This is a genomic window from Erwinia wuhanensis, from assembly GCF_030484085.1.
In the GTDB taxonomy this organism is placed as follows: Bacteria; Pseudomonadota; Gammaproteobacteria; order Enterobacterales; family Enterobacteriaceae; genus Erwinia; species Erwinia aeris.
In genome coordinates, this window is the sequence record NZ_JAUJUH010000008.1 from 1 (window position 1) to 20,813 (window position 20,813).

At 56.4% G+C, this 20,813-nt stretch carries 18 protein-coding genes and 3 pseudogenes; 9 read left to right on the top strand and 12 right to left on the bottom strand.

From position 1 onward, the window contains the following. Positions 1-156 precede the first annotated feature (156 nt). The 6 genes and pseudogenes from QZH36_RS17505 to QZH36_RS17530 all read right to left on the bottom strand — a co-directional run bounded on the left by QZH36_RS17505 (position 157) and on the right by QZH36_RS17530 (position 5,365). Complete coding sequence (locus QZH36_RS17505) at positions 157-2,508, bottom strand: type VI secretion system Vgr family protein (protein WP_301730759.1); 2,352 nt, start codon at positions 2,506-2,508, stop codon at positions 157-159. Further along, a pseudogene (locus QZH36_RS17510) lies at positions 2,505-2,706 on the bottom strand (ClpB D2-like domain containing protein); the annotation flags it as partial. The gene QZH36_RS17505 and the pseudogene QZH36_RS17510, both read right to left, overlap by 4 nt. A gap of 525 nt (positions 2,707-3,231) precedes the next feature. Continuing rightward, complete coding sequence (gene tssD / locus QZH36_RS17515; RefSeq protein ID WP_301730873.1) at positions 3,232-3,723, bottom strand: type VI secretion system tube protein TssD; 492 nt, start codon at positions 3,721-3,723, stop codon at positions 3,232-3,234. A 4-nt stretch (positions 3,724-3,727) separates the two neighbouring features. Further along, positions 3,728-3,955, bottom strand: a pseudogene (locus QZH36_RS17520) (OmpA family protein); the annotation flags it as partial. 59 nt (positions 3,956-4,014) lie between these two features. Continuing rightward, positions 4,015-4,293 (bottom strand): annotated as a pseudogene (locus tag QZH36_RS17525) (type VI secretion system contractile sheath small subunit); the annotation flags it as partial. Positions 4,294-5,137: 844 nt separating this feature from the next. Then, positions 5,138-5,365, bottom strand: coding sequence for a putative hemolysin (locus QZH36_RS17530; RefSeq protein WP_301730760.1), 228 nt, complete (start codon positions 5,363-5,365; stop codon positions 5,138-5,140). Between the two features lie 183 nt (positions 5,366-5,548). Between QZH36_RS17530 and QZH36_RS17535 the strand changes: the two genes are divergently transcribed. From QZH36_RS17535 to QZH36_RS17545, 3 genes are all read left to right on the top strand, one after another. After that, a complete protein-coding gene (locus QZH36_RS17535) occupies positions 5,549-5,872 on the top strand; it encodes a hypothetical protein (RefSeq protein WP_301730761.1) in 324 nt (107 codons plus the stop codon). Positions 5,873-5,989: 117 nt separating this feature from the next. After that, complete coding sequence (locus QZH36_RS17540) at positions 5,990-6,202, top strand: hypothetical protein (RefSeq protein ID WP_125290841.1); 213 nt, start codon at positions 5,990-5,992, stop codon at positions 6,200-6,202. Between the two features lie 142 nt (positions 6,203-6,344). Beyond that, a complete protein-coding gene (locus QZH36_RS17545; RefSeq protein ID WP_301253301.1) occupies positions 6,345-7,958 on the top strand; it encodes an NAD-dependent malic enzyme in 1,614 nt (537 codons plus the stop codon). A 106-nt stretch (positions 7,959-8,064) separates the two neighbouring features. Here the strand turns inward: QZH36_RS17545 and QZH36_RS17550 are convergent, their stop codons facing one another. After that, positions 8,065-9,984 (bottom strand): methyl-accepting chemotaxis protein, encoded by a 1,920-nt coding sequence (locus tag QZH36_RS17550; protein ID WP_253459572.1) that lies wholly within the window; start codon positions 9,982-9,984, stop codon positions 8,065-8,067. Between the two features lie 283 nt (positions 9,985-10,267). Here QZH36_RS17550 and QZH36_RS17555 point away from each other — a divergent pair, with 283 nt between their 5' ends. Both QZH36_RS17555 and QZH36_RS17560 read left to right on the top strand, forming a co-directional pair. Continuing rightward, positions 10,268-11,512, top strand: coding sequence for a mechanosensitive ion channel family protein (locus QZH36_RS17555; RefSeq protein WP_253459568.1), 1,245 nt, complete (start codon positions 10,268-10,270; stop codon positions 11,510-11,512). A gap of 319 nt (positions 11,513-11,831) precedes the next feature. Continuing rightward, on the top strand, positions 11,832-13,055 hold the full coding sequence (locus tag QZH36_RS17560) for an L-lactate MFS transporter (RefSeq protein ID WP_301730762.1): 1,224 nt from the start codon (positions 11,832-11,834) through the stop codon (positions 13,053-13,055). A 19-nt stretch (positions 13,056-13,074) separates the two neighbouring features. Here the strand turns inward: QZH36_RS17560 and QZH36_RS17565 are convergent, their stop codons facing one another. Beyond that, positions 13,075-13,956, bottom strand: coding sequence for an SMP-30/gluconolactonase/LRE family protein (locus QZH36_RS17565; protein WP_301730763.1), 882 nt, complete (start codon positions 13,954-13,956; stop codon positions 13,075-13,077). Between the two features lie 290 nt (positions 13,957-14,246). Between QZH36_RS17565 and QZH36_RS17570 the strand changes: the two genes are divergently transcribed. After that, the gene (locus QZH36_RS17570; RefSeq protein ID WP_253461313.1) at positions 14,247-14,390 is read left to right on the top strand and encodes a hypothetical protein; all 144 of its coding nucleotides are present in this window, start codon (positions 14,247-14,249) and stop codon (positions 14,388-14,390) included. 111 nt (positions 14,391-14,501) lie between these two features. On the opposite strand, the gene QZH36_RS17575 is transcribed toward QZH36_RS17570, so the two are convergent. From QZH36_RS17575 to QZH36_RS17585, 3 genes are all read right to left on the bottom strand, one after another. After that, entirely contained in the window at positions 14,502-14,786 is a 285-nt protein-coding gene (locus QZH36_RS17575) for a hypothetical protein (RefSeq protein WP_253459560.1), read from the bottom strand. 332 nt (positions 14,787-15,118) lie between these two features. Then, on the bottom strand, positions 15,119-15,571 hold the full coding sequence (locus QZH36_RS17580; RefSeq protein ID WP_125290848.1) for a universal stress protein: 453 nt from the start codon (positions 15,569-15,571) through the stop codon (positions 15,119-15,121). Between the two features lie 12 nt (positions 15,572-15,583). Then, entirely contained in the window at positions 15,584-16,366 is a 783-nt protein-coding gene (locus QZH36_RS17585) for an IclR family transcriptional regulator (RefSeq protein WP_253459558.1), read from the bottom strand. A 162-nt stretch (positions 16,367-16,528) separates the two neighbouring features. Here QZH36_RS17585 and QZH36_RS17590 point away from each other — a divergent pair, with 162 nt between their 5' ends. The 3 genes from QZH36_RS17590 to ypdK all read left to right on the top strand — a co-directional run bounded on the left by QZH36_RS17590 (position 16,529) and on the right by ypdK (position 19,424). Then, entirely contained in the window at positions 16,529-18,127 is a 1,599-nt protein-coding gene (locus QZH36_RS17590) for an MFS transporter (protein WP_301730764.1), read from the top strand. Between the two features lie 5 nt (positions 18,128-18,132). Next, positions 18,133-19,155 (top strand): HlyD family secretion protein, encoded by a 1,023-nt coding sequence (locus tag QZH36_RS17595; protein ID WP_301730765.1) that lies wholly within the window; start codon positions 18,133-18,135, stop codon positions 19,153-19,155. A gap of 197 nt (positions 19,156-19,352) precedes the next feature. Further along, complete coding sequence (ypdK, locus tag QZH36_RS21435; protein ID WP_125290871.1) at positions 19,353-19,424, top strand: membrane protein YpdK; 72 nt, start codon at positions 19,353-19,355, stop codon at positions 19,422-19,424. A 52-nt stretch (positions 19,425-19,476) separates the two neighbouring features. Here the strand turns inward: ypdK and alaC are convergent, their stop codons facing one another. Then, positions 19,477-20,715 carry an alanine transaminase gene (gene alaC, locus QZH36_RS17600; protein ID WP_253459549.1) on the bottom strand — a complete coding sequence of 413 codons (1,239 nt, stop codon included), beginning with the start codon at positions 20,713-20,715 and terminating at the stop codon, positions 19,477-19,479. Positions 20,716-20,813 lie beyond the last annotated feature (98 nt).

The window sequence follows — 20,813 nt, forward strand, 5'->3', positions numbered from 1 at the left end:
CTATGTGGATCCCGCCATGCCATGAGCCATGGCCATTGACCGGGTAATCGCGGCGGTCAACTACGGTCATCACTCTTTCAATCCATGCTGCATCGGTTTCATGGGCATTTTTCGCTTTCAGGAATGGTGGGCTGATAATCATGTTATGACTCCATGTCAGGAAAAGCTGAATTTGCGGGAAGGCCCGGTGGTTTCCAGGGCAATGCTCGGGAATTGTTCGGGGTTATTAGCCTTTTCTTTTCGTCCGTAGTGCCCCGCTTTTGTCCGGTATTCGCCCAACGTGGCAGATTCGATGCCGTTGGCATCCAGGTTGATATAACTTCCGCCGCCATTGATCACCACACGCTTATTTGCCGTAATGTGGATCTCATCCTCAGTGCTGGTAATACTGAGTTCCCCACGCGCCACCAGTTCCATCAAATCATTCTGCGCCTGTATTTTTACCGGCCCTTGATTCGCGATGAGCTTGATCCCCAGCTTGCGAACAAACACGCTCAGGGTATTACCCACTCCGATGAACAGATTTTTCACCACGCTGACGTCTGCATTTTTACCGGCAGTGGCTATCAGGTTTTGGCCAGCAGACATCTGCAGATGTTGTCCACTAGTCATCGCCATACCCTCCGGCGCGCTGAGCAGCAGCACCGATTTTTTGAGGCCCGTCAGCTGCTGTTCCAGCAGCGTGACCTGCGCCTGGAGATCGGCCGGGTTCGCGGTCGCCTTCTGCGCGTCATCGGAGATGGATGTCATCTGCTCCCGGGCATTACCCAGATTGCTGACCGCCGGCTGCATCTCCAGCACCTGGCCCTGCGCTTTCGTCTGGCCATCAGCGCTGATGAACATCCCTTTCTGTGCCCGGATGGCTCCCCAGCTGTCGGTTCTGAGCTCAAAACCCTCACCGCGCTTCTGCTTCTCAGCATCCACTAAATGTCCCAGATTCAGCTGACTCTTGCCGCCGTACTCGGTGGAGACCTTGATATGCTCCTGATCACGACTGTCATCGAGGCGGATTTTGTTGTTCGCCGGGGTGCGCAGGACGTTACGTTTGTAGTTTCGGATAGTGACATGGTCGCCGTGGGCCGAGTCGTGCAGCACGCCGGAGATGTACGGCCGGTCCGGGTTACCGTCTTCAAAGCCAATCGCCACTTCGGTGCCCGCCAGCAGTGGCAGGTGCAGGCCGTAAGTATCGCCGGCATAGGGACGTGACTGCCGGACCCACAGGCTCTCGAACCCGGTCTCCCGGTTATCACGGTCAAACAGCATGTTGACGCGATAGCGGCCGTCTTTATCGATATGGCCGTAGGTGTCATTTTCGATGGTGCTGGTGACGCGGGCCGGTAATGTGCCGGCCATCACCGGGCGTGAACCGGGCTCAGGACGATAACAAAAGTCGGTGCTGTCCGGGATACCGTCAAACCTGACGCCGAAGTCCTCATCACGCCGCGCATGGCTGTGCATCGCCGTGATGACCACGCCATGAGCAAACACGTCGGCCACTTCGTACCCGCCGGTGACTTTCAGAACCTGCCCCGGAGAGAGCGTCGGGCAGCTGGTGATGGCATGGGTCTGCGTCTGGCCATTCAGGTAGCGCTCATGACGAATGCGGGCATAAAACACCCCGGACTCCGGTGCCGGATTGTGGTCATGGGTATCACCCGCCGTCAGATAGTTATCCGCATAGTGATAGGCCTCACCGTAGGTGGTGGCATCCCCGCGGGTGGCATCGACCTGGGTGTCCATGTCATCCGTGGCCTGACGGTAGTTGTAATCACGGGTGCTGACCTGCTTCTGTACCACGTTATGGTGGCTCTCCATGCCCCAGACCGGGTCCACGCCCTCCGAATGCTGTCCTGATGGCGGAACCGATGGCAGCGTCAGGCCTTTTTCATACCCCTGCTGACCGTCGTAAAACTCCACGACGTCGATGTTCAGACGCGTATCAGTGGTAAAGCGGAACCAGATACCCACCTCACCCAACAGGCGGGTGATGAAGTGCAGGTCGTCTTCACCGTACTGCATCACCTGTTCACGCTGCGGGTATTCACGACTTAGCGAGAACAGAAAATCCTGACCGCGCATGTTGTGACGCTCGCGCAGGACTTTTTCCACGATTTGTGGCACCGACATGTCCTGGTAAATGGCGTTCTGGTGTGAACGGTCAAGTAGGGCCAGGCGTGGCCGGAGCGTCAGGGCATAATGCGTCTCATCTTTTGAGGTACTGAGACGTTCAAAGCCCGTAACCACGCCCTGAATTACTCGCACTGGCTGCTGCACTTTAATACCGTAACCCCGGTCAACCGGGGCCTGCAGCGTCAGGGAGGAGGCTTTCATCAGCATCATTTCTTTGCTGATGGCATGGTTACCGCTGGTAAATTCAATACGGTAGCTGAACGGCGTGCTCAGGGCTTCATCACCTTCAAACGCCAGCACATCAAGCTCCGAACTGCACTCTTTTACCGCCAGCTGATGGTGATTATGGCTGAATCTTATCGGCAAGTTGATGCTCATACGTTCACTCCTTGTGTACGGCCAAACTCCAGTCCGATACCCTCTTTCTCACTCGGGCTAAGGCGTACGACCGGGTTTCTGTTTTGCAGCCATGTGGGTCAGCAACTGCTGACTCAGCACCGGCAGAATTTGTTGATTGAGCAGACTGTTGACGTTGCGTGCGCCGGTATCCGGCAGCAGGCAGGCGGCGGTCAGCGCGGTTTTACCCACGCCAGGCTCGCCAACCAGGATCGGGTTGTTCTTACGACGAAGGGAAAGAATGTCCACCCTCTGATGGTCTTCCCCCTGTTCGGGCAGCGTCAGCAGCCAGTGCTCAGGCAGGATTTCTGCATGGGTGCGGGTCTGACACAGGGAGGCAGCCCCTTCCATCGCACGGGCGCAGTAGGGACTAAGACGTCGAAGAAGGCTTGCCGGATTCTCCATGAGATTCTCTCTTTATCGGTTCCTGGTCACGCTACCGCCCTTCGCTGTTTCCCTTTGTTCAGGGGACCAAAGCGCACAAGGTCAGGCTGGCAGACAGTTTGTCGGTTTCTTTGCTGAAAGCCCGCGTACTGCAGACGTTCAGCAAAACAGCAGAAAGGTTATCCCCTCCGCTTAAAAACGAGGATTACGCTAAAGAGTTCGTGTCGCAGGAAGGCGGCAAGTTCGTAAGTCTCCGGGAACATAGATAACTCTATGACCGGAGCGAGCCAACGCACCTGCGGCGCGAAATATGACGCGTAATCAGCCGGTGGCGCGTTCGTTCCAGGAGTCGGAATGAATGATGTTGCCGTCTTTGTAGGTCCAGGTGATTTTTTCGTAACGCAGCTCGATCTGCTCAAGGTGGTTATGCTTCTCGTAAGCAGGATCCTTGATGTCGTGCATCACCGGGTTTACTTTCACCACTTTCACGTTTTCCAGTTTGGTGTTGAAGTACTCCACTTCCTGGCCCGAGTTGTTGATTTTGTACCACTTGAATTCCGCAGATTTCAGGGTCTGACCGGTGGTCACCGCCTTATACAGATACGGGCTGGACGAGTCGATTTCCCTGGTGAACAGGAACGGGGTGTGGATACAGGTACCGGTCAGCTTGCCGGTGTTATTGTTGGTCGGGATGTACAGGTTATGCTCCTGCGCCACCACTTCGATGCTGCCGCCACGCTCCTGAACGTCCACAGCCCCTTTGATGTCCGCGCCGCCGTCGTCTTTCAGCCAAAGATAAACAGGAATTGCCATGTAATTACTCTCCATTGTGTTGTGATGCGTCATCATCCTGCGATGACGCAAGGGTTTTGCCCGATATCTGACAGGCGTTGGCCTGCGGTACCAGACTGATTTCGACACGGCGGTTGAGTGCACGGCCCCTCGGGGCATCATTGGTTGCGATCGGACGGCTTGCGCTATAGCCCTGCACCGCAAAACAGCTTTCCGGCACATCGCCGGTGTCACGCATCCAGTCGCGTACCGCTGCGGGATTTGTCGGGAAACCTGCTCCGGGGAGAATTCATTTATGCTCCGGAACGTCAGACTGACGTTGTCTTCGCAACCGTCACCGGCAAGCTTATTTTTAACGGTCAGATTTATTTTTGGGGAATATTCAGAAATAACTGAGTCAAAGTTATTTTTGTTCAGATTAACTTTTTTGCGCTCAGATAGTGGTGCAGACTCCCGGCCGTTGCTGAAATCGCCCGCAACCAGTAATTTCAGGGGAAGCTCGGTTTTCTTGCTCGCTCCACCCGTATGCAAATCAATTTTTAAATTAATACGTGCCTTGGGTATTTCGCACTGAAAGGAAGAGTCAGACATGGCTGTCCCTGTTCTATGAAATTATAGAAACGGTCAATACCAGTGAGAAATTAACAAAAAAGGCAAACCCTGCCAGAACAACATCCCGGTTCTCGTCATCCGACAAGAATCAACACCCCGGAATTAAAAGCGAGCGCATTCCATTCACCAGCATATCGACACTATATTTTTTGGGCTTTTATCTGAAATCGAAGATTTTCGGACAAGACCTTATAGCCGGAGTGTAAGAATGTTTGCGCATGACTAAAAACAAAATAATGTAACTAAATATTACATAGAAAAGGTTTAACAAAATTAGATCATCTTTATGATTTGTATGAACTTTATTGCATAACCCCTTCAGACCCTATGGAATAAGGGTGTGCAACAAAAGATCAATTTAACTTAGGGATAAAACCGTATAAAACCTCCTTCAATCACGTGAATTTTTGATTTTGTATTTTTATCAAAAATGAGAGCCAGGACGTGACTGAGCATGTACAAAACTGATGAAATATACAGAATTTCATACCTTTTTATTATTCACTTGAACGAGGCTCATTTATTTTTATCAAAACAATAACGTCAGTCAGCCTGTACAAATCCGACTGTGTAGACCCACGGCCAGCGTAAGATTGTCGGTGGCGAAGGATGACGAGCCTGCAGGCGTTGATGCGAATACTCACTCATACGCAACCAGACTTCAAAAATACATTGCAGCTTTGCCTTAAAATACTCAATCAGCTACGGCATAGCAAAAAACGTACCTTTATAAGTTTACAAGACAGATAAACCGCGTTGTACAGCAATGCCGGCACATAAAGTTATTCCCTTTACTACCGGCATTTCTTTGTTGAGCACGCCTTTATTTATGATCCCGCCGATAAAGCTGCCACTCGTCGATGCGCTCGCCGCCAGGCAGCGTGCAGTAGCCTCTCTGGCCCTGCGCCGTTTTCACGATCTCTGATGTACCGCCCTGCTCAACGCACCAGGCCGCCGCCGGGTTTTTCATGTTCAACGAGGTTGGTTTACTGGCATTCTGCGCACAGCTGGTTGCCAATAAGGCACAGATAAACAATAAATTCTTTCTCATTATCACCTCTGTTCAGATGGATCCCATTGCGTCTCATTATCAGTCAGATAACAATAGTAAGCGCTATAGTTTAAGGTGTTGTACGTCAATCACCGCTCACTGAGTTAACGATTAACGCCAAAGGATTGGGATTGATACTCGCCTCAGCGCCTGCAACGGCCGACTAACGACAAGGAATGCTCTATGCGAACCGCCACTTTTACCCTGCGTCTTACCCGGGACGTCAGCCAGTTTCTGCTGCCGGATCTGCGCGCGCTGCTGCCGCCGGAAAGCGTACAGTTTTTTTCCAACGAGCTGGATGAGGAGTGGCATTACACGCTGCTCTGTCTGCAAAGCGACCATACCTGCTCGCTGACGGTTTCCGCTATCCTGGTCTGGCATCAGCTGAAGAAAATCCATGTGATGCTCTACCGTTCACCGCAGCTACAGCAGGAGCTTGCTAACCCTTCCTCTGCGGAGCTTTACACCCTGCTACAGGTGCCGGGCGCGGTGCTTTATCTTTCCTGACGCCTGCACCGCCGGGATTTGACGCCGTTATTCTGCGGTATTCCACTGATTGGTTTTTACGCGCCCGCCGTAAAATCACCATAAAGTCACTGGAAAACCGTACCGGAGTCCCCCCTGATGCCAGATAAAGATCCTGTTGTTGAACGTCTTACCGTCGAGCTGCTTGCGCTCAGGCAGATCGTGCAGATGCTGATTGCCTATGGCAACGTGCCGACCGGCGGCAAGCTGAATAAATACCTGCAAAAAGTGGCCGATGATACGGAACAGCGCGAGGATCACCGCGGTCCGAACAAAGCCATTGCTGAGGCTATCCGCAGCTATATTAAGTAGGTTCCTGACCTCGCCAAGGCGAGGTTTTTTTTTGCCCTTACCGTTTATCCTCTTTGATTTTGTTACATTTTCCCTCCAGCAACGTTAAGCGCTTTCAGCCAGGCTTACCGAATTGATGTATTGCGACCAGTAAGGGAATGTGATGACCAGACCAGACTACCGCCTGTTGGCTTCCGCCACGCAGAATAAAGATACCGCTTTCAGCCAGCAGGAAAGAGCGGACGCGCATCTTGAAGGGCTGCTGCCGCCTGCGGTGGATTCGCTGGCAACGCAAATGCAGCGTGTGCTGGAACATCTGGACAACAAACCCGACGATATTGAGAAGTATATCTATTTGCAGGAGCTGGCTGACCGCAACGAAACGCTGTTTTACGCCACGCTGATGTCCGATCCGGTTACTTTTATCCCGCTGGTTTACGATCCGACTATCGCCGACGCCTGCCGAAAATATGGCCATATCTATCGACGTCCCAAAGGCATGTATCTGACCCGGCAAATGAAAGGCCGACTGAAAGAAGTTTTGCGTAACTGGCCGCAAAAAGAGGTGCGCTTTATCTGCGTGACCTCTGGTGGCCGCATCTTAGGGCTGGGCGATATTGGCGCCAACGGCGCGCCCATTCCGGTGGGCAAGCTGCAGCTTTATACCGCCTGCGCCGCCGTGCCGCCTCAGGGGCTGCTGCCGGTGCATCTGGATATCGGCACCGGCAACGAACAGCTTCGGGACGATCCGCTTTATACCGGCCTGCGGGAAGCAAAGCTTGACCAGCAGGCGCTGGACGAGCTGCTGGATGAATTTGTCGCCGCCGTCAACGACGTATTTCCCGGCTGCTGCATCCATTTTGAGGACTGGCAGGGCGACGACGCCATCCGCTATCTCCAGCGCTACCAGCAGCAGGCGCTGGTGTATAACGATGATATTCAGGGCACTGCCAGCGTGGTGCTTGCGGGCCTGCTGACCGCGCTGGAGACAACCGGCGGCAGGCTGGCGGAACAGCGCGTGCTGTTTGCCGGTGCAGGTTCGGCAGGCACCGGTATCGCCAATATGCTGGTTGACGCTATGGTGCAGGAAGGTGCCGATCGGAAACAAGCGCAACAGGCAATTACGCTGTTTGATAAACAAGGACTGATTACCGCTGAGCGCGACGACCTGAATACATCGCAAAAAGCCTATGCGCACGACATGCCCGCAGAAAGCGATCTGCAAAAAGTGGTTGAGCGCGTTAAGCCCACCATGCTGATTGGCGTCAGCACTCAGGGCGGGCTGTTCAGCGAAGGCGTGGTAAAAGCGATGAGTAAGCTGAACGACCGGCCAATCATTTTTGCACTCTCCAATCCCACCGAAAATGCGGAATGTACCGCAAAACAGGCCTATGAATGGAGCGACGGCAAGGCGCTGTTTGCGGCGGGCGTGCAGTTCGGAGAAGAAAAAATTAACGGTGAAACGCGCTATCCCGGCCAGGCGAATAATTTTTATATTTTCCCGGCGGTCAGCCTGGCGATTTACGCCGCCAGACCGGCGCGCGTGGACGACAAGCTGTTTATCGAAGCGGCCCGCCTGTGCGCACAGCAGGTCAGCAAGGCGGAGCGGGAAAAAGGCAAGCTCTATCCTTCCCAGGCCGATATCGTTAAAACGGAAATCGCCATAGCCAGCGGCCTGATACGCTACCTGTTTAAGCACGGTTTGGCCGGTGTGGAAGAGCCGCAGGAGATTGACAACTGGCTGCAAACGCTGATCTACAGGCCGGATTACGCCTGATAAAGATCGCGTAACCCTTTATCCTGAAGCCATCGCCCTTCTCCATAAAGCGATGCAGGAACGAAAATAAAAACCCGGCACGATGCCGGGTTTTTATTAGTTAGCGTCAGGCCACTCTGAACGCGGAGATATCCTGCGCCAGCTGGGCGGCTTCCGTGCGCAGCGCTTCGGTGTTTTCCGCCGTCTGCGTCACCAGCAGCAGGTTCTGCTGAATGCCGCGCTCCATCTGCGACACCGCCAGGGTGACCTCGCTGATGCCTTTGCTCTGTTCGTCGCCCGCTACGCGGATTTCACCCACTACCTCTTTGACTTTCAGCACGTCGTTCACCAGGCCCGCCAGCTTTTCGCCCGCGCCTTCCACCAGCCGACTGCCGGCCAGCACCGTGGTGTCGGACTCGCTAATCAATGCTTTGATCTCCTGCGCCGCAGCGGCGCTGCGCTGCGCCAGAGCACGCACTTCCGCCGCGACCACGGCGAAGCCACGCCCCTGTTCGCCCGCCCTGGCCGCTTCCACCGCCGCGTTCAGCGCCAGTATATTGGTCTGGAAGGCGATCCCATCAATCACGCTGAGGATTTCGCCCACGCGGCTGGAGGACGTTTTGATCGAAGCCATAGTAGCAATCACCTGATTCATTACCTCGCTGCTGCTGCGGGCGATCTGCGCCGTCTGCTCCGTAAAGGAGTCCGCCAGACGGGTATTTTCCGCATTCAGCTGTACCGTGGCGTTGAGCTGCTCCATTGCCGCCGCGCTCTGCTCCAGCGCCGCCGCCTGATCGCTGATTTTCGCCGAGAACGCCTGGTTGCCTTCCGCCAGCGAACTGGCGCTGGCGGCCACGTTGACGCCGCTGGCCTGTACGCTGGTGATCACGCCTGCGATTTTATCGACGAACTGGTTAAACGACACCGCGATTTCGGCGATCTCATCTTTACCGACCGTGGCCAGACGACGGGTCAGGTCGCCGTCGCCGTTGGCGATTTCATCCAGCGCCGCGCGGGTTGACTCCAGCCTTGCCGCCAGACGACGGGCAAACAGCCAGACCAGCACCAGCAGAACCACCAGCGCCGGGATCAGCACGATAAAGATATCCTGCAGGATATTATCCGCCAGCGCGGTGACTTTCGCCTGCGGCGTTACCAGGCCGATAATCCAGCCTGTGTCGGGCATCCTGAACAGCGTAACCTGCGCCTGCTTATTCAGTACGCCATCCTGAATGTGATTCAGGGTAGTCATGGTTTTATTTTCCGCGATGCCCTTCAGCACCGGCGCCAGCCAGGGTTTTTCCGCCGCCAGCGCGCTGAACTTCTTCAGCGCCTTATCTTTGCCGCCGGGGAAATAGAGCACGTTGCCCGCGCCATCCAGCGCAAAGGCGTAGCCGCCGGTCAGATTGCCGTGGCTCTGCATAAAACCGGAAAGGTTATCCAGCAGCACGTCAAAAGTCGCCACGCCGGCAAACTTTTCGCCCTGCACGTAAGGCACGCTACAGGTGACCATATTCACCTGGGAAATCGGATCCTGATAAACTTCCGACCAGCTGCATTTGCTGCGCGACGCTTCCCGGGCAGAGGTATACCAGCTCTCGTTATGGTAGCCCGCGCTGCCCGGCTCGTTGTAGCCGTCTGACCAGACCAGCGCGCCGCCTGCGCCACGAGACCAGAAGAAGCTACGGCGAGCAACGCCTTCGGTAAAGGCGTTGGGTTCCGGCCAGATACCGCCGCCCGCAATGCTTTTATCGCCCTTGCTGTCGATAATCTGCGGCAGCACGCTTTTCACCAGCGTCTCCTGGTGCGGCAGCACTTCCGCCAGGCGCGCCATGCTCACCACTTCACCTTCAATGCGCAGCAGTTGCTGATTCAGCTGGCCCACGATGTTTTCACCGGTTTGCTGGATCAGGCTGTTGCTGGCCTCGACCACGCGCGGCTGTCCGCGCAGGGTAATAGCGAACCAAACCAGCAGCATGGTTAACAGCAGCATCGAAATGCCGCCAAAGATCAATTTCCCTGACAGACGAACTGGTATCCCCGGCATAATGTATTCCTCAAAACAGAACAGTGGCAAAACGGCGCCTGAATAGTTGAATTGCGCGATATTTCGTCAGCGCTTACGCGGATTATCGGCAAAGCTGGCTAAAACCTGAACGCGCCTGCCGGGTGATAACGCCCGTAGCGCAGCATAAAACCCTGAGGAAAATCCGATTTGATTTTGCCACAGCGGCCAGGCTACCCTGACGCCGCGCAGAACGTCTGCTTCTGCGTCATAACGCGCTGTTTTCGCGCGTTCTGGACTGACCTGATTAGAGGGAACTAACCATATGCACCATTTTATTCTTGCGCAGCTCAACGCGTTCGCTGTGCCCTGGGCGCCGCTGATTGCGCTCGTGGCCGTTCTGGCCGTCATTCTGCTGATTTCCCTGATAGCGCACGGCCTGTTACACCGCGTGCTGCTGCCTCTGCTGCGGCGTATGGCGGAAAAATCGAGCCGTCAGTGGCCAAAATCGCTGATAGATAACAAGCTTTTCAGCCGCTTTGCGCTGCTGATGCAGGGCGTTTTTCTGCAAATCCAGCTGGAGCTGTTTCTCTCCGGCCTGGAACCGGCTTACAGCGCGCTGATGATCCTTAGCGAGGTCTGGATCATGGTATTCGGCCTGCTGATGTTCTTCTCGCTGCTGGATATTTTTCTGGAGCTGTCGGAGAAAAGCGCAATGGCCAGCCAGATGCCGCTGCGCGGGATTTTCCAGAGCCTGAAGCTGATTGCCGCGCTGCTGGTGGCGCTGATGATTATCTCAGTGCTTATCGGTAAATCGCCGCTGGTGCTGCTGACCGGTCTGGGCGCGATGACCGCCGTGCTGATGCTGGTCTTTAAGGATCCCATTCTGGGGCTGGTGGCCGGGATCCAGCTCTCCGCCAACAATATGCTGAAGCTGGGCGACTGGCTGGATATGCCGAAATATGGCGCGGACGGCTCGGTGGTGGATATCGCGCTGACCACGGTAAAAGTGCGCAACTGGGATAACACTATTACCACTATTCCTACCTACGCGTTGATTTCCGACTCCTTTAAAAACTGGCGAGCAATGTCGGAGTCGGGCGGCCGCCGCATCAAACGCAGCATTAATATTGATACCACCAGCATTCACTTTCTGAGCGAAGATGAGGTAGCCAGACTGAAGCGCGCTCAGCTGCTAACGCCCTACCTGGAAAGCAAAATGCAGGAGGTTTCGGCCTATAACGCCGGTCTGGATACCAGCACGCCGCTGAACGGTCGCCGCATGACCAATATCGGCACGTTTCGCGCCTGGCTGGAAGCCTGGCTCAGGGCGCATCCGCACACGCATAAAGGCATGACGCTGATGGTACGTCAGCTGGCGCCGGGCGCGGACGGCCTGCCGCTGGAGATCTACGTTTTTACCAACACCACTGTCTGGCTGGAATATGAAAGGATCCAGTCCGATATCTTTGACCATATTTTTGCCGTTCTGCCGGAGTTCGGTTTGCGCGTGCATCAGACGCCGACCGGCAACGATCTGCGTAACCTGCGCATCCAGTCGGCGGAGTAACGCCTCGGACGGGCGCAGCCTTGCGCCCGTCGCTTAGCCTGTTTTTGTTCGCCTGCACCCGTCGTTTCGCCGCTGCTCTTGTCTGCCTGCCTCCGTCGTTTCGCCGCTGCTCCTGTCTGCTTGCGCCCGTCGTTTCCCTGCTGCTCCTGTCTGCTTGCGCCCGTCGTTTCCCTGCTTTCGCTGCATTTTACGCCGCCATTCATTCCGCCTCAGCGGCATTTCATTCCTGAATGACGGCAGTTCATGCCCTCTTCGCCCCGCGTTGCTAAAACCCGCCGTATTCTGTGCTTAATTTATTACTCTTTCCGGGAGCATCCCCATGAGCACACCAACCGTCAGTTCTCGCGTTCGCTGGCTAACCCTGGCCGGCACCATTATTACGCAGTTTGCGCTGGGCTCGGTTTATACCTGGAGCCTGTTCAACGGCCAGCTCTCCCACAAGCTGGAGGCGTCGGTTAGCCAGGTCGCCTTCTCTTTCGGCCTGCTGAGCCTGGGGCTGGCCATCTCCTCTTCGCTGGCCGGAAAGCTTCAGGAACGCTTTGGCGTGCGCAACGTGACGATCGGCGCGGGCGTGCTGATGGCTTTCGGCTTCTGGCTGACTTCGCAGGCCGACAGCCTGTTTATGCTCTATCTGAGCGCGGGCGTACTGGTTGGTCTGGCCGACGGCGCGGGCTACCTGATGACGCTTTCCAACTGCGTGAAGTGGTTTCCCGAACGCAAAGGCGTGATTTCGGCCTGTGCGATTGGCGCTTACGGGCTGGGCAGCCTGGGCTTTAAATTTATTTGCAGCTATTTGCTGAGCGTAAACAGCCTGGAGCACACTTTCCTGATCTGGGGCGGTATAGCGATGGCGATGATTATCGCCGGCGCGCTGCTGATGAAAGACGCGCCGAAACAGCAGGCGGTAGCAGGCGACGCCGCCAGCGTTCGCGACTTTTCGCTGACCCAGGCGGCGCGTCTGCCGCAGTACTGGATGTTAGCGGTAATGTTTCTGACCGCCTGTATGAGCGGGCTGTACGTCATTGGCGTGGCGAAGGATATTGGCGAAGGCATGGTTAATCTTTCCATGCAAACCGCAGCCAGTGCCGTTACGGTTATTGCTATTGCCAACCTGAGCGGTCGTCTGGTGCTGGGGATCCTTTCCGACAGGATGGCGCGCATTCGCGTGATTACGCTGGCGCAAATCGTTTCGCTGGCGGGCATGGGCATTTTACTGTTCAGCCATATGACCGAAACCACCTTCTTTATTTCCGTAGCCTGCGTGGCCTTCAGCTTCGGCGGCACCATCACCGTTTATCCTTCGCTGGTCAGCGACTTTTTCGGTCTGAACAACCTGACCAAAAACTACGGCCTGATCTATCTGGGCTTCGGCATTGGCAGCGTGCTGGGTTCGCTAATTGCTTCGCTGTTTGGCGGCTTTATGGTGACCTTTAGCCTGATTATGGCGCTGCTGGTGCTGTCGCTGATTATGTCGCTGACTATCCGTCTGCCGCACTGTCCGGCTAAAGCCGCAGAAGGGCTGCGCCAGGCGCAGCCGCTGTAGTTGACTCTTCTTACTTACCTTATGCCTGCCGGAAAAGCGGTTCCGGCAGGCCCGCAACGGCGACCTCCACGGCAAACACATCGCCAGACTGCGGATAAGCCGCCAGCTCCTCTGCGCTTCGATCTTCGCGTGAACTCGTAATATAAAGCGTTTTCAGATCCGGCCCGCCAAAAGCGACCATCGTCGGCCAGCGCACCGGCAGCGGGATCTCGTCCACGATTTCGCCGGTGACCGGATTAAGACGAATGACCCGCGAGCCGTCAAACATTGCCGACCAGTAGAATCCTTCGTTGTCTACCGCTGCGCCATCGGGCAGGCCGCCTTGTTCCTGCACAAAATGCCGGATGACTTCACGCGGGCCGATATCGCCCTTGTCATCGACCGGATAGCGATAAAGCACACCGTTGGGCGTGTCGGTGTGGTACATCCATTTATCATCAGGCGAAAAGGCCAGCCCGTTGGAAATTTTGATGTCTTCCGCCTCGACGGTCAGGCGCAGATGCTCGTCCAGGCGACAGAGCTTGCCGCCGTTGCGATCCTGCGGCTCCCACAGGCTGCCGCACCAGAAGCGCCCGTGTCGGTCAACGCGGCCGTCGTTAAAACGGCTGAAGGCCGCTTCACCAGGATTGGCCGCCACGCGCCGGGTGATGATGCCTTCTTCATCCAGCAGGCAAACGCCGCTGCGCAGCGCCGCCACGAAGCCGCCCTGCTCGTTCAGGCCAAAACAGCCGATATGTTCCGGCACCGGCATGATTTTATGCTCGCCGCTTTGCGGATCGAAGCGATGCAGCGCAGGCGCCAGAATATCGACAAAGTAAAGCGCCTGTTCGCGCACTGACCAGACCGGGCACTCGCCCAGCTCTGCCTGGGCCGCCAGCACATTTTTAACCTGATAACGCATAGCATGTCCTTGTCTTGAAAAATTGCCTTAAGTCTATCGCATAAATCCTTTTCTGCCGTTATTAACGCAAATTTTTCATTCGACCGGATAAAGAAGTCTATTTAAGAACATTCTGTGTTAAAAGTGGGTCTTTTAAGCCTTCTCTTATTTCTTTCTGGTGGAATAGATCGCAAAATTTCCATACTGAATTATTTGGAAATATTTACTCTAATAACTCTACAAAAGCGGCATTATTCCTCCACTTTTGTTTTGTAGAGTGTTAGCTATTGGAAAGCGAGAGAGTAAGAATAATGAAACTAATTAGATCGATTGCGCTTCTGGGCGTAATAAGTATGCTGAGCGGCTGTATTATTCATGACGGCTATCGCGGCCACCACCACGGCGGGCCGGGCTATCATCACGGCGGACACCATGGCCAGCACAGGGGCTGGTAAAGAATTATAAATGGGTGAAGTTCTTTCATCCTGAAAGCGGGCAAAGCCTGCACACGGCAATATAAAAATAAAATGCAGTCTTCAAGGCGGGTAATTACCCGCCTTCTTTTATTAGCTTTTAATGCTGTAATTACACTGATACCAGGCTTTCATTAACCCTGGCAGTCGACTTTCCTGCGGCTTTATCGGCTCGACTTTATCAAAGCCGCGCTCTGCGCAATAATGCTCAACGTCCTGCTCCATGGCCGTTTTGTTTACCGTATCGGGATCGAAACGATAAAGCACGCTATTTACCGCAGGGTCTTCTGCTACCTTTTCAAAAGCGCCGGGCTTGTGGGAAGTACAGCCAGCGGACAGCAAAACAGCAAGCGCCAGCGCGCCAATTATTTTTTTCATCTTAACTCCTTTCTTTGCCGACGCATCTTACTTAAGCGGCACGGCGATACCATCGGAAAAAACCGCTTTTGCACTTCTTTAACCTTGATGCAATATTTTACCGATTGAATCGATTCAGGCTGCCGTGTAGCGCGAGGCGAAAATGAATGCCAATATACATCCAGACACAGCGACATGTCTGCGCAACACCAGGAATTTTATTTATAATTACAAAGATTTATGCCCGCGGCGAGCGGGCTTTTTTTTGCGCTAAATTCGGGAAGCGGGCGCTATTATATTCGCGGCGCCCGCTGAGAAATTAACCTGAAGTGCCGTTATTAAAAGGCGTGCGCTCAGTCGGCGCGCACGTCGACCAGCACCGGGCAGCTGGCACGCTCTATAACGGCAGCGCTGACCGATCCTTTCAGCAGGCGATTAAAGGAAGAGAGATGGCGGCGGCCCATAATAATCATCGCGGCGCCAATCTGATTGGCGTGGGCCACGATGGTTTCGGCGGATTCGCCCGCCAGCACCCGCCCCGTGGCGCGAACGCCGCTGCCCTGTAGTTCCGCCAGCGCCTGGCGAACGGCGGCTTCCGCCGTGTTTTGCTCGTCCAGCGCGCTGCCGAAGTCGCCGGGATCTTCCCCTGCCTCAATAACGTAATCCGCCGTCGTGCTGGCATAGCTGGCGTCGACACAGCACAACACCACCACGTCCGCATCAAGCGCGCGCGCCTGCTCCGTCGCCAGGGAAACCACCTTGCGCGCCAGCGCCGAATTATCCACCGCCACTAAAAGCTTTTTCATTTGCCGCTCCTGTCAGTCACGTAAAGTCGCTTTGCCAATTTCATCCACCAGAGCCTCTTTGCACTTCAGGATCTCTTCGCGGAAGAGCGCTTCGTGCTTTTGAAAACGGGCAGAAGGCACCAGCAGGCTGATGGAAAAGCGTCCCAGTATGGTATCTATCGCTACCGCCATGGTGGAGATCCCTTCCAGCGTCTCGCCACGATCGTAAGAGAGACCGGTGCGGCGGATTTCCTGCAGTCTTTCCATCAAATCGGGATACGCTTTGACGGTCAGTTCGGTAATCGCTTCGTAGGCATCACCTACCCACGCCCTGGCCTCTTCGTCGCTGTCCAGCGCCAGCAGCGCGCGGCCGCCGGAAGTGCTGTAAAGCGGCAGGTTCAGCCCGATGCGCGGCACCACGCGCAGCTCGCGATCGGCGACCACGTAATGCACGATAGCCAGCTGTAATCCGCTGGCGCGGGCCAGCGACACTGTTTCGCCCGTGGCGTCGCTCAGCGCCTGTAGCCACGGCTGCACAATAGCCACCACATCGGTGTGCACGCTGGCGATCAGCCGCAGCAGCGCCGGGCCAAGACGTACGCCGCCCGCGCCGTGACTGCGCACCAGCTGCACCGAATCCAACGCGCCAACGATACGCTGCACGGTTGAGCGAGGCAGATCGACGGCCTGAGCGATTTCGCCCAGGCTCATGCCGTTGGGGCTGTCGCCCAAAGCGTCCAGAATTTTTGCCGCGCGCGAGATAACCTGGATACCGCCGGTACGCTCCTCGTCGCGTAAAGCTGCAGGTTCAGACATGAGATCTCCTTCCTTGTTGATGGCGATACTGTAGCACTCTTTTCCCCTCTCCGGCAGGCTGTATCGCATTGCAATACAGTCAATCACCATGTAATATCTGCCGCCAATGTATCACAATGCAATACAGTGCATCACTTCATCTTTTCTTGCGGAGCACCGGCTATGAACGCTCAACCCGCAGCCCCGGCCACCCACCCTTTTACCCTGCGTCTGGCGCTGGGTCTGGTGGGCGTGCTGATTGCTGCGCTGACCTCAGGACTTAACGATCGCGTAACCGACTTAGCGCTGGCCGACGTTCGCGCCGCTATCGGTTTTAGCTACGATCGGGCGACCTGGATTACCTCGGCCTATCAGGCTGCCGAAGTGGCGGCGATGATGGTCGCGCCCTGGTTTGCGGTGACCTTCTCGCTGCGCCGCTTTGCGCTGGCCGTCGCGTTTGGTTTTGCGCTGGCCGGCATACTGCAGCCCTTTGCCGCGACGCCAGGGCTGTTTATCGGCCTGCGTGTTATCCAGGGCCTGTTCGGCGGCGCGCTGCCGCCGCTGCTGATGACGGTAGCGCTGCGTTTTTTGCCGCCGGGCATCAAGCTTTACGGGCTGTCCGCCTATGCCTTAACCGCCACTTTCGGCCCCAACGTGGCCGCCTCGCTGGCAGCTTTCTGGACCGATGCCGTCGGCTGGCAGTTTGTGTTCTGGCAGATTGTGCCGCCGCTGCTGCTTGCCGGCGTGCTGATTGGCTGGGGATTGCCGCAGGATCCGCTGCGCCTGGAGCGTTTTAAGCAGATAGATTTGTTCGGCATGCTGACCGGCTGTAGCGGCGTTGCGCTGATGGTGCTGACGCTGTCGCAGGGCGAGCGGCTCGACTGGCTGCAATCGCCGTTGATTACCGGCATGCTGTGCGCGTCCGTCGCGCTGCTGGTAGCGTTTTTAATCAACGAGTGGTCGCATCCGCTGCCGCTGTTTAAATTGCAGCTGCTACAGCGTAAAAATTTAACGCACGGGCTGCTGGTGCTGGCTGGCGTGCTGCTGGTGGCGCTTTCCGGCTCCGCCCTGCCTTCGGCTTATTTCGCTCAGGTGGAAGGGTTCCGCACCGTGCAGTTTGCGCCGCTGGCGCTGGCTATCGGCCTGCCGCAGCTGCTGATTGCGCCTTTTATGGCTTTCCTGCTGAACCTGCGCTGGATCGACTGCCGCTGGATGCTGACCTGCGGCGCGGCGCTGCTCAGCGTGTCGTGCCTGATGGGCGCGCAGCTGACCGACGACTGGGCCAGGCAAAACTTCTGGCTGATCCAGTTGCTACAGGCTTTTGGGCAGCCAATGTTGATTCTGCCGGTGTTGATGAGCGCCACCAGCGTGATCCTGCCGCCTGAAGGGCCGTACGCCTCGGCGATGTTTAATACCGTGCGCGGCTTTTCCAGCGTGGCGGCCGGCAGCCTGGTAGAGAATTTTCTGACCCACCGGGAAAAGTTTCATTCACACACCCTGGTCGATCAGCTGGGCAATCGTCCGTGGCTGATGACGGCGGCGAACAGCGCTGATGCCTCGGCGATGAAGCCGCTGCTGCCGGACGGTTCAGCCAGCTCGGCCGAAAATTTAGGTCATTTCGCCACGCTGCTTAAGCACCAGGCGGTGATCCTCAGCATCAGCGACGCCTACCTGCTGCTGATCGGCTTCGCGCTGCTGCTGGTGCTGCTGACCGCCTGGCTGCCTAAACGTGTCTGGCCGCCGCAAACCCTTATTCAAACTCAAACTAAAGCCGTGAGATAATAACAATGTTCACACCTGCAAAAAGAACCTTAACGCTGGCCGCGCTGCTGCTGGTACTGCTGGGGATCGCCTTTTTCGTCTGGTCGGCCATGAGCCGCCATCAGGCCCGTACCGATGATGCCGTAGTGACCGCCGACTACACGGCCATCGCGCCGAAAGTTTCCGGCTATATTCGCACCGTTAACGTCGGCGATAACCAGCAGGTAAAAGCGGGCGACGTGCTGGCGATGATTGACGATCGTGACTACCGCGTCGCGCTGGAAACTGCCGAAGCGAACCTGGCGGTCAGCCAGGCTAAGCTGGCCAGCGTTCAGGCCCAGCTTGAGCAGCAACAGGCGACCATTGCGCAAAACGACGCCGCCGTCGCGGCCAGCCAGGCGACCCTGAACTATGCCGGGCAAAATGCCGAACGCTATCGCCGCCTGCTGAAAAGCGGCACCGCCACGGCAGACGAGCAGCAGAAAACCAGCGCATCCATGCAGGAAGCGGCGGCGCAGCTGCGTCAAAGCCAGGCCGCCGCGCTGGCCGCCCGTAAAGAAGTGGGCGTGCTGGAAGCCAGCCTGCGCCAGGCTAAAGCGGATATTGCCGCGTCAACCGCCAGCGTCGATCAGGCTCGGCTGAATCTTTCTTATACCGTTATTACCGCACCAATCGATGGCGCCGTCGGTCAGCGAGCGGCACGCCAGGGCGCCTGGGTTGCCGCCGGGACGCGTCTGATGGCCGTGGTGCCGCTACAGCAAACTTACGTGGTGGCAAACTTCCTGGAAACGCAGCTGGCTGGCGTAGAGGCCGGTGCTGGCGTTACGCTGAGCGTGGACGCGCTGCCTGGCGTCACGCTGCGTGGCCATGTGGATAGCATAGCGCCTGCCACCGGCTCGACGTTTGCCGCTATCGCCGCCGATAACGCCACGGGCAACTTTACCAAAGTGGCGCAGCGTTTGCCGGTCAAGATCCTGCTTGAACCGGGCCAGCCCGATCTGGCGCGCCTGAAGGTAGGTATGTCGGTGGTGCCGGAGCTGGCCCGCTGACCGGACGCGGGCGGTTTATTCAACGCCCGCGCCTAAGGCAGGATCCTGAAAAAAAAGATAATTCCTGGAAATGCCGGCTTTATTTTGCCGCCCGGTGCGGGTAAATTAGCGGGCGATCCTGTGACGAAAGCTGACGGCCCGAGCCGGAAAACGCGGCGACGCAGGTTCCGGCTATCATCGCTCAAAGGAGTTTTTTCGTGAAATATGCATTAATGGGCATTTCGTTTCTGTTGCTGGCCTGGGCAGGCACCTTCTATCTGATGCTGTAGCCCGCCGGCTAACGAAAAAGGCAGGCGCCTGGCCTGCCCTTAACAGTTGTTCTTAACTACCCTGGTCCGCCTCACTTTTTACCGTTCCCGGCAGAATACCGTCGGCGCGGAACATCGCTTTAATCCCTCTTACCGCCTGGCGAATACGGTCGCTGTTTTCAATCAGCGCAAAGCGCACGTGCGTATCGCCGTAGTCGCCAAAACCGATACCCGGCGAGACGCAGACCTTCGCCTCCTGCAACATATGCTTAGCGAATTCCAGCGAACCCATATGCGCATAGTGGTCCGGGATTTTCGCCCAGACATACATCGAGGCCTTGGGCGTTTCCACCATCCAGCCCGCCTCGTGCAGCCCTTTCACCAGCACGTCGCGGCGGCGCTTGTACTGCTGCGCGATATCCCGCACGCACTGCTGATCGCCCTCCAGCGCGGCGATGGCGGCAACCTGCAGCGGCGTAAAGGTGCCGTAGTCGTGATAGCTTTTGATCCGCGCCAGCGCGGCGACCAGCTCTTTGTTGCCGACCATAAAGCCGATACGCCAGCCCGCCATATTGTAGCTTTTGGAGAGCGTGAAAAACTCTACTGCCACGTCGCGAGCGCCCGGCACTTCCATAATCGAAGGCGCTTTCCAGCCATCATAGACGATATCGGCATAGGCCAGATCGTGGATCACCAGCACGTTATATTGTTTGGCCAGCGCGATCACGCGCTCGAAAAAGTCCAGCTCGACGCACTGCGCAGTAGGATTGGACGGAAAGCCAAGGATCATCATTTTGGGTTTGGGATAGCTTTCGCGAATGGCACGCTCCAGCTCGTTAAAGAAGTCTACGCCTTCCACCAGCGGCACGGAGCGCACCTGAGCGCCCGCGATAACCGCGCCGTAAATGTGGATGGGGTAGCTGGGATTCGGCACCAGCACGGTATCGCCATGATCGAGCGTAGCCAGCATCAGGTGCGCCAGCCCCTCTTTCGAGCCGATGGTCACAATCGCTTCTGACTCCGGGTCGATATCCACCTGATAGCGATCGGCATACCAGCGTGAAATTGCCCGACGCAAACGCGGGATGCCGCGCGAAGTCGAATAGCCGTGCGTGTCCTCTCGTTGCGCCACCGAGCAGAGTTTTTCAACGATATGGGGCGGCGTAGGGCCGTCCGGGTTGCCCATGCTGAAATCGATAATATCTTCGCCGCGACGGCGCGCCGCCATCTTCAGTTCGGCAGTGATATTAAAAACATAGGGCGGAAGGCGTTCAATACGGGAAAATCGGCGTGCGGAGCTGTTGTCAGCCATAAAGACCTCTGAGTACGTTAGCGCCCGGAACCGTCCGAGCGACGCTGACCAGAAAATGGTCGAAGAGCCAACATAGCGCAGAGTTCGCCAGGCTGTCG